This window comes from Burkholderia sp. Ac-20345 (genome assembly GCF_017104825.1).
Lineage (GTDB): Bacteria > Pseudomonadota > Gammaproteobacteria > Burkholderiales > Burkholderiaceae > Burkholderia > Burkholderia lata_B.
In genome coordinates this window covers 43,773-57,079 of the sequence record NZ_JAAGPO010000058.1, presented here as the reverse complement: position 1 = coordinate 57,079, position 13,307 = coordinate 43,773, and the positions used below count along the sequence as shown (strand labels likewise).

The following is a 13,307-nucleotide window of genomic DNA, read 5'->3' as shown; positions in this document are numbered from 1 at the left end:
GAGCGCGGATCGCGTCGAGTTCCGCCTGCGTCACGCCGGCGTCCGGCACGGGCTGCTCGGCGCCCGCGAGCGTGGCGCCCGCGCCGGCCTGGCTGGCCGCCATCGCATCGAGTTGCGCGGGATCGCCGAACGCGCGGAACACGCGGCCGGTGGCCGTCGTGTCGAGCGACATCACCGAGCCGACGTGCAGGTTCACGTGCAGCGGATAGCCGCCGTGCTCGATACGCACGATCGTCGGCCCGAGCGCGCCCGCCACCGACAGCGCAACGCTCAGGCCGACCGCTTCCGCGAGCCGCGCCGCGTGCGGCAGCGCCGCGCGGTAAGCCGGCTGGCGCTCGATCGACATCAGCCCGAGCCGCAGCGACAACGGGCCCGGCTCGTAGTTGCCGGTGATCGCGTCGCGCTTCACGAGCGCGAGCCGCGTCAGGCTGACGAGATAGGTGTGCGCCTGCGCGGTCGACAGGTCGGCCGCCGCGGCCAGCTCCGACAGGCCGAGCGGCTTGCGCCGGCGCGCGAGCGCGTCGAGCAGCCGGCCGCCGACCTCGACACTCTGGATCCCGCGCTGCGCCTTGGGCGGCGCGTCGTCTGCGCTGACTTCGTGGTTCTGCACGCGATGACTCTTCCGTTGACGAAACCCCGCATGGTATCCGACGCCATTTATCGCGCCAGCCCGCACGTTTACCCGTATTAAACAATAGCAAGCGACTTTGTCATTGACAAATATTCGGTGCGGGAAGATGATCCGCTCACTCCCCTCAACACATGGCTCGCAGCCACGGAACGCAACATGGCCAAAGCATTCGCCTCCCAAGCCGATCTGGAAGAGAAGAAAGTCACCTGGACGAAGCTGTCCGAGAACGCGTACGCATACACCGCCGAAGGCGACCCGAACTCGGGCGTGATCATCGGCGACGACAGCGTGCTGATCGTCGACACGACCGCGACGCCCGCGATGGCCCAGGACCTGATCGCGAAGATCCGCAGCGTGACCGACAAGCCGATCAAGCACGTCGTGCTGTCGCACTACCACGCGGTGCGCGTGCTCGGCGCGTCCGCGTATTTCGACGAAGGCGCGCAGCACGTGATCGCGAGCCGCGGCACGTACGAGATGATCGTCGAGCGCGGCGAGGCCGACATGAAGTCGGAGATCGAACGCTTTCCGCGCCTGTTCGCCGGTGTCGAGACGGTGCCCGGCCTGACGTGGCCGACGCTCGTGTTCGAGCGCGAGATCACGCTGTTCCTCGGCAAGCTCGAAGTGAAGATCATGCACGTCGGCTCGGGCCACACGAAGGGCGACACGATCGTCTGGATCCCGTCGCAGAAGGTGCTGTTCTCGGGCGACCTCGTCGAATACGACGCCGCGTGCTACTGCGGCGACGCGCAGCTCGAACAGTGGCCGGCCACGCTCGAGGCGCTGCGCGCGCTCGGCGCCGAGAAGCTCGTGCCGGGCCGCGGCCCCGCGCTGCTGAACCCGGCCGAGGTGAACAACGGCCTCGACTACACGAAGGATTTCGTCACGACCCTGCTCGCACAGGGCCGCAAGGCCGTCGAGCAGAAGCTCGACCTGAAGGCGTCAATGGCGCTCACGCGCGAAGCGATGGACCCGAAGTTCGGCCACGTGTTCATCTACGAGCATTGCTTGCCGTTCGACGTGTCGCGTGCGTTCGACGAAGCGAGCGGCATTACGCATCCGCGCATCTGGACTGCGCAGCGCGACAAGGATATGTGGGCCGCGCTGCAGGACTGAGCGGCTTGCACAGGCGGGGTGCCCGGCAGGGCGCTCCGCCTTTTTTCTGAAGCGGCGACCGGCCGCGGCGTTCCGCCGTCTTTCCGTCTGCCGTATCCGATCTCATTAAAAAGCAGGGCGCACGTACGCCCTGGGAGACGGCTTGCGCGCTCGAATCGCGCAGCCTGTTTGGAGAGAGACATGCCCCAATCGCTTCCCGCCGAAGCGGCGCTCGCGCACGCGAGCGCTTCGGCTTCCGCCGCCACGGACGATGCGCTGCTGTTCCGCAAGATCGCATGGCGGATCGTGCCGTTCCTGTTCCTCTGCTACGTCATCTCGTTCCTCGACCGCATCAACATCGGCTTCGCGCAGTTGCAGATGAAGCACGACCTCGGCTTCAGCGACGCGATGTACGGCCTCGGCGCCGCGGTGTTCTACGTCGGCTACGTGTTCTGCGAAGTGCCGAGCAACCTGCTGCTCGCGCGGTTCGGCGCGCGCCGCACCTTCACGCGGATCATGCTGCTGTGGGGCATCGCATCGACCGGGATGATGTTCGTGTCGCAGCCGTCGCATTTCTACGTGCTGCGCTTCCTGCTCGGCGTGTTCGAAGCGGGCTTCTTTCCCGGCATCGTGCTGTACCTGACCTACTGGTTCCCCGCGAACCGGCGGGCGGCCGCGATCTCGGTGTTCTTCGCGGGCGTCGCGGTGGCCGGCGTGCTCGGCGGCCTGATGTCGGGCTGGATCATGCGCGACATGAGCGGCGTGCTCGGGATGCACGGCTGGCAGTGGATGTTCGCGATCGAAGGCGCGCCGGCAATCCTGCTCGCATTCGCCGCGTTCACGTTGCTGGTCGACCGGCCGCAGGACGCCACGTGGCTCACGTCCGATGAAAAGGCGCGGGTTGCCGCGCTGTGCGCCGGCGGCGGGCACGGCAACGCGCACGACGGGCGCAGCCTCATGGCCGCGCTCGCGAATCCGCGCGTGTACCTGTTCGCGTTCATCTATTTCTCGCTGACCTGCGCGTCGCTGACGCTCAACTTCTGGATGCCGCTGATGATCCGCGACTTCGGCGTGACCGACGTCGTGGCCGTGAGCCTGTACACGGTCGTGCCGAATGCGGTCGGTGCGGTGGGGCTGATCCTGATCGCGCGCCGTTCGGACCGGACCGGCGAGCGCCGCAAGCACTTCGCGTGCTGCACGATCGGCGGCGGGCTCGCGCTCGCGGCGCTGACGCTGCACCTGCACAGCTTCGCGGCGATGCTCGCGTGCCTGTCGATCGCGGCGACGCTGATCTTCGCCGCGCTGCCGATCTTCTGGGCCGTGCCGACCCGCTACCTGTCGGGCAACGCGGCCGCAGCCGGGATCGCGCTGATCAGCAGCATCGGGATCACGAGCGGCATCGTCAGCCCGTGGGTGATCGGGATGATCCGCACGCGCACCGGCAGCATGGATCTCGCCGTGTATCTGCTGGCCGCGCTGCTGGTGGCGAGCGGGGTTGCGTTGATGCTCGGCGTGAAAGCCGAAGGCGCGCCGCGCGACTGAACGAACAACGGCCGGTCGCCGCGCGCGGGCAGCGGCGACCGGCGTCACGTGTGCGCCCCGTACCCGAATCCATCGAGGAGACGATCGATGTCAGCCCCTCTTCAAGCGGACGCCGCGCGTGCCGTCGCGTCCGGCGTCGCTTCAACCGACGACGACGCGCTGTACCGGCGCATCGGCGCGCGGATCGTGCCGTTCCTGTTCATCTGCTACATCGTGTCGATCCTCGATCGCAGCAACATCGGCTTCGCGCAGTTGCAGATGCGGCAGGATCTCGGCCTGACCGACGCGATGTACAGCCTCGGCGCGGTGCTGTTCTTCGTCGGCTACGTGCTGTTCGAGGTGCCGAGCAACGCGCTGCTGCGCCGCTTCGGCGCGCGCCGCACGTTCGCGCGGATCATGTTCCTGTGGGGCGCGGTGTCGGTCGCGATGATCACCGTCGACAGCGCGAAGCATTTCTACGTGCTGCGCTTCCTGCTCGGGCTGTTCGAGGCCGGTTTTTTCCCGGGCGTGGTGTTCTACCTGACGTACTGGTATCCGGCGCGGCGGCGTGCGTCGGTGCTGTCGATCTTCTACGCGGGTGTCGCGGTGGCCGGGATGGTCGGCGGGCTGCTGTCGGGCTGGCTGATGCGCGGGATGTCGGGCGTGCTCGGGCTGCACGGCTGGCAATGGATGTTCGCGATCGAGGGCGCGCCTGCCATCCTGCTCGGCGTGATCGCGTGGTTCTGGCTGTGCGATCGTCCCGAGCAGGCGCACTGGCTGTCCGATGCCGATCGCCAGCGGCTCGCGGCCGACCTGGCCGCAGACCGCGCCGGTGCCGATTCGCCGGCGCCGCATTCGCTGCGGCAGGTGCTGGCCGAGCCGCGCACGTACCTGTTCGCGTTCATCTATTTCTCGCTGACCACCGCGCTGTTGATGCTGTTGTTCTGGATGCCGCTGATGATCCGCGAATTCGGCATCCACGACGTCGTGCAGATCAGCCTGTTGTCGGTCGTGCCGAATGCGATCGGCGCGGCCGGCCTGATCGCGATCGCGCGGCGCTCCGATCGCAAGCGCGAACGGCGCTGGCACTTCGCCGCGTGCGCGTTCGGCGGCGCGGTGGCGCTCGCGTTGCTGACGCTGCACCTGTCGAGCATCGTCGCAATGATGGCGCTGCTGTCGGTCGCGGCGATGCTGATCTTCGCCGCACATCCGGTGTTCTGGGCCGTGCCGTCCGCGTATTTCTCCGGTGCGGGCGCGGCGGGCGGGATCGCGCTGATCAGCAGCATCGGCGTGTCGAGCGGCATGATCACGCCGTGGCTCGTCGGGCTGATTCGCACGAAAACCGGCAGCATGGATCCGGCGATGCTGATGATCGCGGCGCTGCTGGCCGCGTGCGCGGTCGCGATGCTGCTGGGTGTGCGGGCGGTGCCGCGTGATGGCGCGGCGTGACGCTGGCGGCGACGGTGCGATTCAGTGGAAGTACAGGAACAGCCCGGGCAGGACGAGCAGGCCGTGCAGCACCAGCGCCCCGTAGATCATGCCGCCGCGCGCCTGCAGGTCGATCGACAGGTAGGCGATAGCCGCGATGACCCCGATGACCGACAGGCCTGCCACCCAGAAGAGCGCGGTGATGAGCACGCGAAGGCCGGTGTACGGATCGTCCATCGAACTGGCGAACACGTAGCCGATCACCAGTGCCAGCATCTCGATGAGCGCGACGACGAGAAGACCCGACGCGATTCGCGCGGTTCGTTTGGCATTGTCCATGGCGAGTCGGGGTGGGTAGGATCAGGGGCACTAGCCTACACGATCCGTCCCGAATATGTCGTGCAACGGGGGCGGCCGGAAGCCTGACGCGGCGCGCCGTCGCCTGGCCGGGGGCGCGGGGCGGCTACGCCCGATACACCTCGATCCGGTTGCGGCCGCGTTCCTTCGCGAGGTAGAGCGCCTTGTCGGCGCGCGACAGCGGCTGGTACGCGCCGAAGTCCGACGCCCGCATCGCGTCGATGCCGATGCTGACGGTCAGCGTGACCTGCTGATCTTCGTGCATGAGCCGCGCGTGCATCGCGCGTTGCTGCACGCGCTGCGCGAAAGCCAGCGCAGTGTCGAGATCCGTCCTCGGCAGCACGATCGCGAATTCCTCGCCGCCGACCCGGCCGACGATGCCGTCCGGCCCGGTTTCCGCGAGCAGCAGCCGCGCGAAATGCCGGAGTGCGCGGTCGCCGACCGGATGACCCCAGCGGTCGTTCAGCGCCTTGAAGTGATCGAGATCGAGCATCAGCACCGCGGCGGCCAGGCCGGTCGTGCGCACGCTGCGCAGCGCGGCTTCGCTTTGCCGCATGAACGCGTGGCGGTTCGACAGTTGCGTCAGGTGGTCGGTCGTCGCCATCCGGTGCAGTTCGGCCTCGATGTGCTTGCGGTCGGTTGCGTCGGTGATGAAGCCGTGCCACACGGTTCCGCCGTCGGCCGTGCGCTGCGGGCGTGCGTCGCCTTCGCGCCAGCGCAGGCCCTGGCCGGGCAGCAGCACGCGATATTCGAGGCGCCACGGCGTCAGCCGTACCGACGAGTCGTGCAGCGACAGCCGATAGGCGACCAGGTCGGCCGGATGGATCCGTGTCTCGACGGCCTCCGCGCTGCGGGCGACCTGCTCGGGCGTCAGTTCGTAGATGTCGTTGACCCCCGCGCTCGCATAGGTAAAGACGCGGCGCCCGTCAGCCGCCTGCCGCAGCTGGAACACGAGCCCGGGAACCTGGTCGGTGAGATCCGTGACGAGCGCGGCCGAGTCGCGCAACCGCGCGGCGAGCTCGCGCAGCGCGGTGATGTCCGTGGTCGTCCCGACCATCCGGAGCGCTCGGCCGTTGCCGTCGCGGGCAATCACCTTGCCGCGGCTGCAGATCCATTTGTAAGAACCGTCCTTGCAGCGGATGCGGTGCTCGACCGCGTAGCAGTCGGTGCGGCGCTCGAAGTGCGCCAGCATCGTGGCCTTCACGTCGTCGACGTCGTCCGGATGCAGCCGTTCGTACGCGTCCTCGATGCGGGTGCTGAGCTCGTGCGGCGCGTAGCCGAGCAACGCCTTCCAGGCGGGCGAATAATGGATCTCGCCGGTTTCCACGTTGCGATCCCACACGCCGGTGCCGCTTTCGGTGAGCGCGAGCGTGGTCAGCGTGCTGTGTTCCTCGACGACGGCGAGCCGTTCGCGCAGCGCGGCTGCTTCGATCGCGCGGGCCAGCGCGCTTGCGGCGAGCGTGGCGAGGTCGCGCAGCATCGCGCGTTGGGTGGCGTCGGGCGTGAGGCGCTTATCGTCGACGACGCACAGCGTGCCGAGTGTCGTGCCATCGGGCGCGGCCAGTTCGCAGGCCGCGACGAGCCGCAGCGCGTGAGGCGGGTCGACGTCGGGTTGCCCGTTGGCGTTCGTGCCGTGCAGGGCGAACCGCGCATCCGCGGCCGGATCCGGCGCGATTTGGGGCGGCAAGCAAGCGGCGGGCAGTGGATCGGGCAGCACGCCGTCGGTGGCCAGCACACGTTGCGCATCGGCATCGATGCGCGCAATGAACGCGCCGGCGGCGCCGAAATGCGTACGCGCGACACGACAGACGGTGTCCAGTTCCGGCAGGGGCGGGAGCGCGGGCTGACGGTCGGCCGCACCGCGAGCGGAGGCCGGCGCGTCGCCGGTCTCGGTGATGAACATACGGACCCGCATGGTCGAATTCCGCAACGAACGATTGCCCTCGTGATCGGACGAATACCGGTCGACCGAGGCCGCTTGGGGACTGCAATCGCAGAGCTTACTGTTGCGCGGAATGCGTGGCAAGTGAGCCGCAATCGTCTGTTGATGCGCACCATTTGCGCCGGTCGGGAAAGAATCCGGCGCGGGTTTCCGCAGACGAATCCACCGATCGGCGCGTGCCCGGAAACGTGCCGCGGAACCTCGGATGATTGCGGTCGATACGCCGTGTGTCACCGTGTTCCGTGGCGCGTCCCCGGTTCGACGCGCTCGTCGCTTTCGACCTGCGGGATGCCGCGTGGTCAGCGTGCCGTCGCGTAGCGCGGCGCGGGCGTATCGGCCGACAGGTGCGGGGCCATCGTGCGGCGCGCGGCCTCGTATGCGGTCCATTCGTCCCCCGCATGCAGTGACGGGATCGTCACGAGTTCGCCACGATCGAAGCCGACCAGCGCCGCATCGACCATGGCGGGCGCCGGCATCACGATTTCCTTCGGCAGATGTTCGAGCGGCAGGCCGCCCGTCTGCCAGAAATCGGTGGCGGTCGCGCCGGGCAGCACGGCCTGCACCTGCACGCCCTTGCCGGCAAGCTCGTGATGCAGCGACTGGCTGAACGCGAGTACGAACGCCTTGCTGCCGCCGTACACGCCGTTCAGCGTTTCCGGCGAGATCGCGACGATCGACGAAATGTTGATCACAGCACCGTGGCCGCGGGCGACGAAACCGGGCACGGCCGCATAGGTGAGGCGCGTGAGCGCGGTCACGTTCAGGTCGATCATCCGCGTCATCGCGTCGACGTCGCTGTCGAGCAGCGGCGCGTGCGTACCGACGCCGGCGTTGTTCACGAGCAGCGTGATGCTCGCATCCTGCTTCAGCTTCGTCTCGATGGCGGCGAGTGCCGCGCGGTCGTTGAGGTCGGCGTCGATGATCTCGACGCTGCGCTGCGTGTCGTTCGTGATGCGCTCGGCGAGGGCGGCCAGCCGTTCACGGCTGCGCGCGACCAGGATCAGGTCGTAGCCGCGGCGTGCGAGGCGGTCGGCGTAGACGGCGCCGATGCCCGACGACGCGCCGGTAATGAGGGCGGTACCGCGATGTGCTTGCGTCATGATGTGCTCCGTTTCGATGGAATGGCCGGATGGCGTGAAACCATTCTGGTCTCGAATCGCTGCGACACAAATGACGTAGATGGGTATGATTCAGGACATCGGGCAACCCACTTGCCCGGGACGGGAGAACGCACATGCACCGCATCGGCTTTCTGATCAGCGACGGTTTCCAGATCATGGCGCTCGCCGCGCAGTCGGTGTTCGAGTACGCGAACATGGGCATGAGCGAGCCGTTCTACGTGATGGACAACTATTCGGTCGACGGCGGCGACGTGCGCTCGTCGCTCGGGCTGCCGGTTGCCACGCACGCGCTGCGCGGGCGGATCGCGGTCGATACGTGGATCGTCGCGGGCGTCAACGATCCGCTTGTGTCGCCGGCACCGGCCGGCGTCGTCGCATTCCTGCGCCGCACCCAGGCGCGCACGCGGCGGATCGCCGGCATCTGCACGGGCGCGTTCGTGCTGGCCGAGGCCGGGCTGCTCGCGCAGCGCCGCGCGACGACGCACTGGGCGTTCGGCCGCGACATGCAGCGGCAGTACCCGGAGATTAGCGTCGAGGAAGACCGGATCTACATCGTCGACGGCCCGATCTGGACGTCGGCCGGGATGACGGCCGGCCTCGACCTCGCACTCGCGATGGTGGAAAAGGATCTGGGTGCCGATGCCGCACGGTCGGTCGCGCACAAACTCGTGATGCACCAGCGGCGGGCCGGCGGCCAGTCGCAGCATTCGGAAATGCTGGAGCTCGCGCCGAAATCCGACCGGATCCAGAACGCGCTGAACTACGCGCGGCAGAATCTCGGCCGTGCGCTGACGGTCGAGGATCTCGCCGAAGCCGTCCACCTGAGCCCGCGCCAGTTCAGCCGCGTGTTCACGCTCGAAACAGGGCAGTCGCCGGCGAAGGCGATCGAGCGTCTGCGGCTGGAGTCCGCGCGGCTGATGATCGAGCAGAGCCGCCATCCGCTCGACGTGATTGCAAAGGAGAACGGCTTTCGCGACCGCCGGCACATGCGCGAGGCATTCGTGCGCGGGTTCGGCGTGCCGCCGCAGGCGATGCGGCGCGACGCGCGTACCGACGAGCGGGAAACGGGCTGATGCCCGCGGGCGCGAGACGCCAGCAGGGGGCGGAAAAATCGCGCAGAATCTCCGGCATCCTTCGCGAGGAGACACCATGCACGCCGAGCCGTTCGACATTGCGATACCCGATCACGCGCTTGATGACCTGCGTCGGCGCCTGCGCGACCGTCGTCCGCCGATGCTCACGCCCGCTGAGCCGTGGCAGCAGGGTATGGACGGCGTGTGGCTGCGCGAACTGACCGAGTACTGGGCCGAGCGCTTCGACTGGCGGGCGGTGGAGCGCACGCTGAACCGGTTGCCGCAGTTCGTCGCGGACGCAGATGGCCAGCGCGTGCATTTCATCCATCGGCGCGGGGCAGGACCGCAACCTTATCCGCTCGTCATCACGCACGGCTGGCCGGGCTCCGTGTTCGAATTCGACGCGCTGATCGATCGCCTCTGCGATCCAGCGGCATTCGGCGGCAATCCTGACGACGCGTTCGATGTCGTCGTACCGTCGCTGCCGGGCTTCCTGTTCTCGCCCGCGCCGACGGCACCCGGCATGTCGGCATTTCAGGTCGCCGACCGCTGGGCGGCGTTGATGTCCGGTCTCGGATATCGCCGCTTCGGCGCGCAAGGCGGCGATCTCGGCGCAGGTGTGTCGGTCGCGCTCGGCGCGCGACATGCCGACAGGGTGGACGGCATCCATCTGAACTACCTGCCTGGCAGCTACGAGCCTCCGACGGACGCGGCTTTGCCGCTGACCGAGGCCGAACGGGCCTTCGTGACACAGCGCGGCGAGTGGGTCGCGCTGGAAGGCGGATACGCGCATGTGCACATGACGAAGCCGCAGACGCTGGCCGTCGCGCTCAACGATTCGCCGGCCGGACTGGCCGCATGGATCGCCGAGAAATTCCGCGCGTGGAGCGATTGCGACGGCGACGTCGCACGGCGGTTTTCGCACGATGCGCTGCTGACCGGAATCTCGCTTTACTGGTTCACCGGCTGCATCGGCTCTTCAATGCAGATGTATTGGGAAAACCGGCTGCAGCCCATGCGCTTCGCGGCCGGGCAACGCGTGACGGTACCCGTTGCATTCGCGTGCTTTCCGAAGGAAATCAGCCGGCCGCCGCGCAGCTGGCTCGAACGCGTGTTCGACGTCGTGCAATGGACCGACATGCCGAGCGGCGGCCATTTCGCGGCCATGGAAGAGCCGGATCTGCTGGCCAACGACATTCGGAAATTTTTCCGGCGCTTTCGGTGACGAGCCGGTCGGCGGGCGAAGCAGGCCAAGTGCATCGGCGGCCATCCAGGCGATAGGGCGCGCGAACACCACGCGGATCGTGACGCGACGCTGTCGCCTGCGTTACCGCGTGACGAACGCGACGGCGTCGTCCGGTGCAGTACGCGCATGCTTGCGCTGGCGCAGCAGCGCGACGCGGCAGTTCTCGCGCGCGGTCTCGCGGCCGTCGTCGTCGAGCAGCACGAGATCGCCGCGCATCACGTTCAGCGTGATCACGTCCTCGCCCGGCGCGCCGAGCGTTTCCGGCGTATGCACCGAGCCGGCCGGTTCGAGCACCGTCGAGCCGGCGTGCGCCACCCAGTCGTATTCGCGGTAGCGCCACGCACCCTGCAGCGTATGGACGAACACCTCACCTTCGTGGCGGTGGCGCGGCAGCGTGCCGCCGGCCGGCATCTTCAGCAGCGCGGTCAGCGTGTCCTCGGCCGCATTGATGTGCAGGTACTTGATCGCCAGCCCCGGCAGGTCGGCGCTCATCGGCAGCCACGGCAGCGCTTCGCCGGGCAGGCACGAGATCGGCGGCAGGTCGGTGGAGAGCGGGGCGGACGGCTGCGTCATGGCGGGAGGCGGAGCGGAAATGGGGAGCCCGCATTATCGCAGAGCCGGCTCAGGCAGCCGAACGGGATGCTTTGCGTCGGCTTTCGAACTCATGCGAAGAGGCGATCCTTACAGCTTGAAATATGCAGCTAAACTGTACAGTTTGACTGTATATCTGCTATCTTGAATTTATGAACACGCCATTGCTTCCCTCCGAAGCGCTCCCACTGGCCGGTCTCGCCGGCGAACTTCGCATCTCGGTCGGCAAGCTGATGCGGCGGATGCGGGAGCAGATCCACCCGCACGACCTCACGTCGTCGCAGAAATCGGTGCTGTTGAGGCTCGACCGCGACGGCCCCGCGACCGTGTCGGCGCTCGCGCGCGCCGAAAGCGTGCGTCCGCAGTCGATGCGCGTGACGGTCGCGACGCTCGAGACGCTGGGCGCCGTCAGCGGCGAGCCCGATCCCACCGACGGCCGGCAGACGCTGATCGCGCTCACGCCCGGTTTCCGCAAGGTGCTGCAGGCCAACCGCGCGGCCAAGGACGACTGGCTGTTCCGCGCGCTGCACGTGCAACTGTCGGAGGCCGAGCAGGCGGAGCTCGCGTCGGCCGTGAAGCTGCTGCAGCGGCTCGCCGAATTCCAGGAACCGCCGCGCCCGTGAGCCACCTCGACCCGCTCGCCGAAAGGACAACCCGAACATGAACCTCCCGCATCTCGTGTCGTATTTCTTCGGCGGCGCGTTTCTCGCGAACGTCGTGCCGCATCTCGTCAGCGGGTTGCGCGGCGAGCCGTTCCAGACCCCGTTCGCGAATCCGCCCGGGCGCGGATTGTCGTCGTCCACGGTGAATGTCCTGTGGGGCGTCGCGAACCTCGTGATGGCCTATGTGCTGGTGTGCCGCGTCGGCGATTTCGACCTCCGGGTGACGGCCGACGCGGCGGCGTTCGGCCTCGGCATCCTCGCGCTCGGCCTGTTCGTCGCAAGGCACTTCGGCGAGCTGCACGGCGGCAACGAGCCTGACCGGGAGCGGCCATGAGCGTGCCGGCGGCGGGCGTCTTCCGCTCGCTTCGCAGCTTCAACTATCGCGTGTGGGCGATCGGTTCGCTGGTATCGAACATCGGCACGTGGATCCAGCGCACCGCGCAGGACTGGCTCGTCCTCACGCAGCTCACGCATCACGACGCATCGGCCGTCGGTATCGTGATGTCGCTGCAGTTCGGCCCGCAGCTTCTGCTGCTGCCGTGGACGGGTTACGCGGCCGACCGTTTCGACCAGCGCAAGCTGCTGATGGCGACGCAGGCGCTGATGGGCGGGCTCGCGCTCTTGCTGGGGCTGCTGACTGTGACGGGCGTCGCGCAGCTGTGGCACGTGTACCTGTTCGCGTTCCTGTTCGGCTGTGCGTCGGCGTTCGATGCGCCGGTGCGGCAGACTTTCGTCGCGGAGCTGGTCGCCGATCGGGAGCTGGCGAACGCCGTTGCGCTCAACTCGACGTCGTTCAACGCGGCGCGGATGATCGGGCCGGCGGCGGCCGGCTTCATCATCGCGTCGGTCGGCACCGGCTGGGCGTTCCTGCTCAACGGGCTCAGCTTCGTCGCGGTGCTGGCGTCGCTGTCGATGCTGCGCGCCGACGAGCTGCGCGCGCATGCACGGGCCGACCGCACGCGCGGGAGCCTGCTCGACGGGTTCCGTTACGTGTGGCAGCGCCCGGACCTGAAGGCGATCCTCGTGATGCTGTTCCTGATCGGCACGTTCGGGCTCAATTTCCAGCTGTTCATCTCGACGATGGCGGCCAGCGTGTTTCACGTCGACGCGCGCGGCTTCGGCGTGCTGTCGTCGATGATGGCCGTCGGCACGATTACCGGGGCGTTGCTCGCGGCGCGCCGCGACCGGCCGCGCTTCCGGCATCTGTGGATCGGCGCGGCGCTGTTCGGGCTCGGCTGTACGCTGGCCGCGCTGGCGCCGGGCTACTGGCTGTTCGGCGCCGCGCTCGTGCTGACCGGGATCGCCGCGATCACCTTCATGAACTCGACCAACAGTCTGGTGCAACTGTCGACCGAGCCGGCGATGCGCGGCCGCGTGATGGCGCTGCGTCTCGCGGTGGCGCTCGGCGGCACGCCGATCGGTGCGCCGGTGGCCGGCTGGGTCGCGAATCATCTGGGCCCGCGCTGGGCGCTCGGTGTCGGCGCGCTGTCCGGTTTTGCTGCGGCGCTCGTCGCGACGCATTTCATGAAGCGGATGCGTGCGCAGCCGGGGATAGGCAAGGGGGCCTGAGCGGCCGAAAACGGGCTCACACTGTTCAGCCGTTCAGCCGTTCAGCCGTTCAGCCGTTCAGCCGTTCAGCC

The 13,307-nt window shown here is 68.1% G+C and carries 13 protein-coding genes; 8 read left to right on the top strand and 5 right to left on the bottom strand.

Going from position 1 to position 13,307, the window contains the following annotated elements:
- Positions 1-610: helix-turn-helix domain-containing protein (locus tag G3O06_RS21520; RefSeq protein WP_205817445.1), on the bottom strand; the 610-nt coding region annotated here is incomplete at its 3' end.
- A 177-nt stretch (positions 611-787) separates the two neighbouring features.
- Between G3O06_RS21520 and G3O06_RS21515 the strand changes: the two genes are divergently transcribed.
- From G3O06_RS21515 to G3O06_RS21505, 3 genes are all read left to right on the top strand, one after another.
- Positions 788-1,747, top strand: coding sequence for an MBL fold metallo-hydrolase (locus G3O06_RS21515; RefSeq protein ID WP_174969894.1), 960 nt, complete (start codon positions 788-790; stop codon positions 1,745-1,747).
- 180 nt (positions 1,748-1,927) lie between these two features.
- Entirely contained in the window at positions 1,928-3,268 is a 1,341-nt protein-coding gene (locus G3O06_RS21510; RefSeq protein WP_205817444.1) for an MFS transporter, read from the top strand.
- An 87-nt stretch (positions 3,269-3,355) separates the two neighbouring features.
- Positions 3,356-4,696 carry an MFS transporter gene (locus G3O06_RS21505; protein WP_205817443.1) on the top strand — a complete coding sequence of 447 codons (1,341 nt, stop codon included), beginning with the start codon at positions 3,356-3,358 and terminating at the stop codon, positions 4,694-4,696.
- A 21-nt stretch (positions 4,697-4,717) separates the two neighbouring features.
- Here G3O06_RS21505 and G3O06_RS21500 read toward each other — a convergent pair whose 3' ends face one another.
- From G3O06_RS21500 to G3O06_RS21490, 3 genes are all read right to left on the bottom strand, one after another.
- Positions 4,718-5,014, bottom strand: a complete 297-nt coding sequence (locus G3O06_RS21500; protein WP_205817442.1) for a hypothetical protein — start codon at positions 5,012-5,014, stop codon at positions 4,718-4,720.
- Between the two features lie 124 nt (positions 5,015-5,138).
- Entirely contained in the window at positions 5,139-6,947 is a 1,809-nt protein-coding gene (locus tag G3O06_RS21495; RefSeq protein ID WP_241020176.1) for a diguanylate cyclase, read from the bottom strand.
- A gap of 326 nt (positions 6,948-7,273) precedes the next feature.
- Entirely contained in the window at positions 7,274-8,074 is an 801-nt protein-coding gene (locus G3O06_RS21490; RefSeq protein ID WP_205817441.1) for an SDR family oxidoreductase, read from the bottom strand.
- A 134-nt stretch (positions 8,075-8,208) separates the two neighbouring features.
- Here G3O06_RS21490 and G3O06_RS21485 point away from each other — a divergent pair, with 134 nt between their 5' ends.
- Together G3O06_RS21485 and G3O06_RS21480 are read left to right on the top strand one after the other, a co-directional pair.
- Positions 8,209-9,168: a GlxA family transcriptional regulator gene (locus tag G3O06_RS21485; protein ID WP_205817440.1), complete on the top strand. Its 960-nt coding sequence runs from the start codon at positions 8,209-8,211 to the stop codon at positions 9,166-9,168.
- A 76-nt stretch (positions 9,169-9,244) separates the two neighbouring features.
- The gene (locus tag G3O06_RS21480) at positions 9,245-10,393 is read left to right on the top strand and encodes an epoxide hydrolase family protein (RefSeq protein WP_205817439.1); all 1,149 of its coding nucleotides are present in this window, start codon (positions 9,245-9,247) and stop codon (positions 10,391-10,393) included.
- A gap of 102 nt (positions 10,394-10,495) precedes the next feature.
- Here G3O06_RS21480 and G3O06_RS21475 read toward each other — a convergent pair whose 3' ends face one another.
- Complete coding sequence (locus tag G3O06_RS21475; RefSeq protein WP_174913688.1) at positions 10,496-10,987, bottom strand: 2,4'-dihydroxyacetophenone dioxygenase family protein; 492 nt, start codon at positions 10,985-10,987, stop codon at positions 10,496-10,498.
- A 170-nt stretch (positions 10,988-11,157) separates the two neighbouring features.
- Between G3O06_RS21475 and G3O06_RS21470 the strand changes: the two genes are divergently transcribed.
- From G3O06_RS21470 to G3O06_RS21460, 3 genes are read left to right on the top strand one after another with little or no spacing between them, the layout of a single operon-like run.
- Positions 11,158-11,628, top strand: coding sequence for a MarR family transcriptional regulator (locus tag G3O06_RS21470; RefSeq protein ID WP_174996493.1), 471 nt, complete (start codon positions 11,158-11,160; stop codon positions 11,626-11,628).
- Between the two features lie 37 nt (positions 11,629-11,665).
- Positions 11,666-12,001: a hypothetical protein gene (locus G3O06_RS21465; RefSeq protein WP_174969903.1), complete on the top strand. Its 336-nt coding sequence runs from the start codon at positions 11,666-11,668 to the stop codon at positions 11,999-12,001.
- Positions 11,998-13,236, top strand: coding sequence for an MFS transporter (locus G3O06_RS21460; RefSeq protein ID WP_205817438.1), 1,239 nt, complete (start codon positions 11,998-12,000; stop codon positions 13,234-13,236). The genes G3O06_RS21465 and G3O06_RS21460 overlap by 4 nt, the downstream gene beginning before the upstream one ends.
- Positions 13,237-13,307: the final 71 nt, after the last annotated feature.

What these genes read in the sequence shown, in the direction of transcription:
- G3O06_RS21470 (WP_174996493.1), top strand. Translation starts at nt 11,158, where the DNA reads ATGAACACGCCATTGCTTCCCTCCGAAGCGCTCCCACTGGCCGGTCTC.
- G3O06_RS21485 (WP_205817440.1), top strand. Translation starts at nt 8,209, where the DNA reads ATGCACCGCATCGGCTTTCTGATCAGCGACGGTTTCCAGATCATGGCG.
- G3O06_RS21475 (WP_174913688.1), bottom strand. Translation starts at nt 10,987, where the DNA reads ATGACGCAGCCGTCCGCCCCGCTCTCCACCGACCTGCCGCCGATCTCG.
- G3O06_RS21510 (WP_205817444.1), top strand. Translation starts at nt 1,928, where the DNA reads ATGCCCCAATCGCTTCCCGCCGAAGCGGCGCTCGCGCACGCGAGCGCT.
- G3O06_RS21515 (WP_174969894.1), top strand. Translation starts at nt 788, where the DNA reads ATGGCCAAAGCATTCGCCTCCCAAGCCGATCTGGAAGAGAAGAAAGTC.
- G3O06_RS21480 (WP_205817439.1), top strand. Translation starts at nt 9,245, where the DNA reads ATGCACGCCGAGCCGTTCGACATTGCGATACCCGATCACGCGCTTGAT.
- G3O06_RS21505 (WP_205817443.1), top strand. Translation starts at nt 3,356, where the DNA reads ATGTCAGCCCCTCTTCAAGCGGACGCCGCGCGTGCCGTCGCGTCCGGC.
- G3O06_RS21460 (WP_205817438.1), top strand. Translation starts at nt 11,998, where the DNA reads ATGAGCGTGCCGGCGGCGGGCGTCTTCCGCTCGCTTCGCAGCTTCAAC.
- G3O06_RS21495 (WP_241020176.1), bottom strand. Translation starts at nt 6,947, where the DNA reads ATGCGGGTCCGTATGTTCATCACCGAGACCGGCGACGCGCCGGCCTCC.
- G3O06_RS21465 (WP_174969903.1), top strand. Translation starts at nt 11,666, where the DNA reads ATGAACCTCCCGCATCTCGTGTCGTATTTCTTCGGCGGCGCGTTTCTC.
- G3O06_RS21490 (WP_205817441.1), bottom strand. Translation starts at nt 8,074, where the DNA reads ATGACGCAAGCACATCGCGGTACCGCCCTCATTACCGGCGCGTCGTCG.
- G3O06_RS21500 (WP_205817442.1), bottom strand. Translation starts at nt 5,014, where the DNA reads ATGGACAATGCCAAACGAACCGCGCGAATCGCGTCGGGTCTTCTCGTC.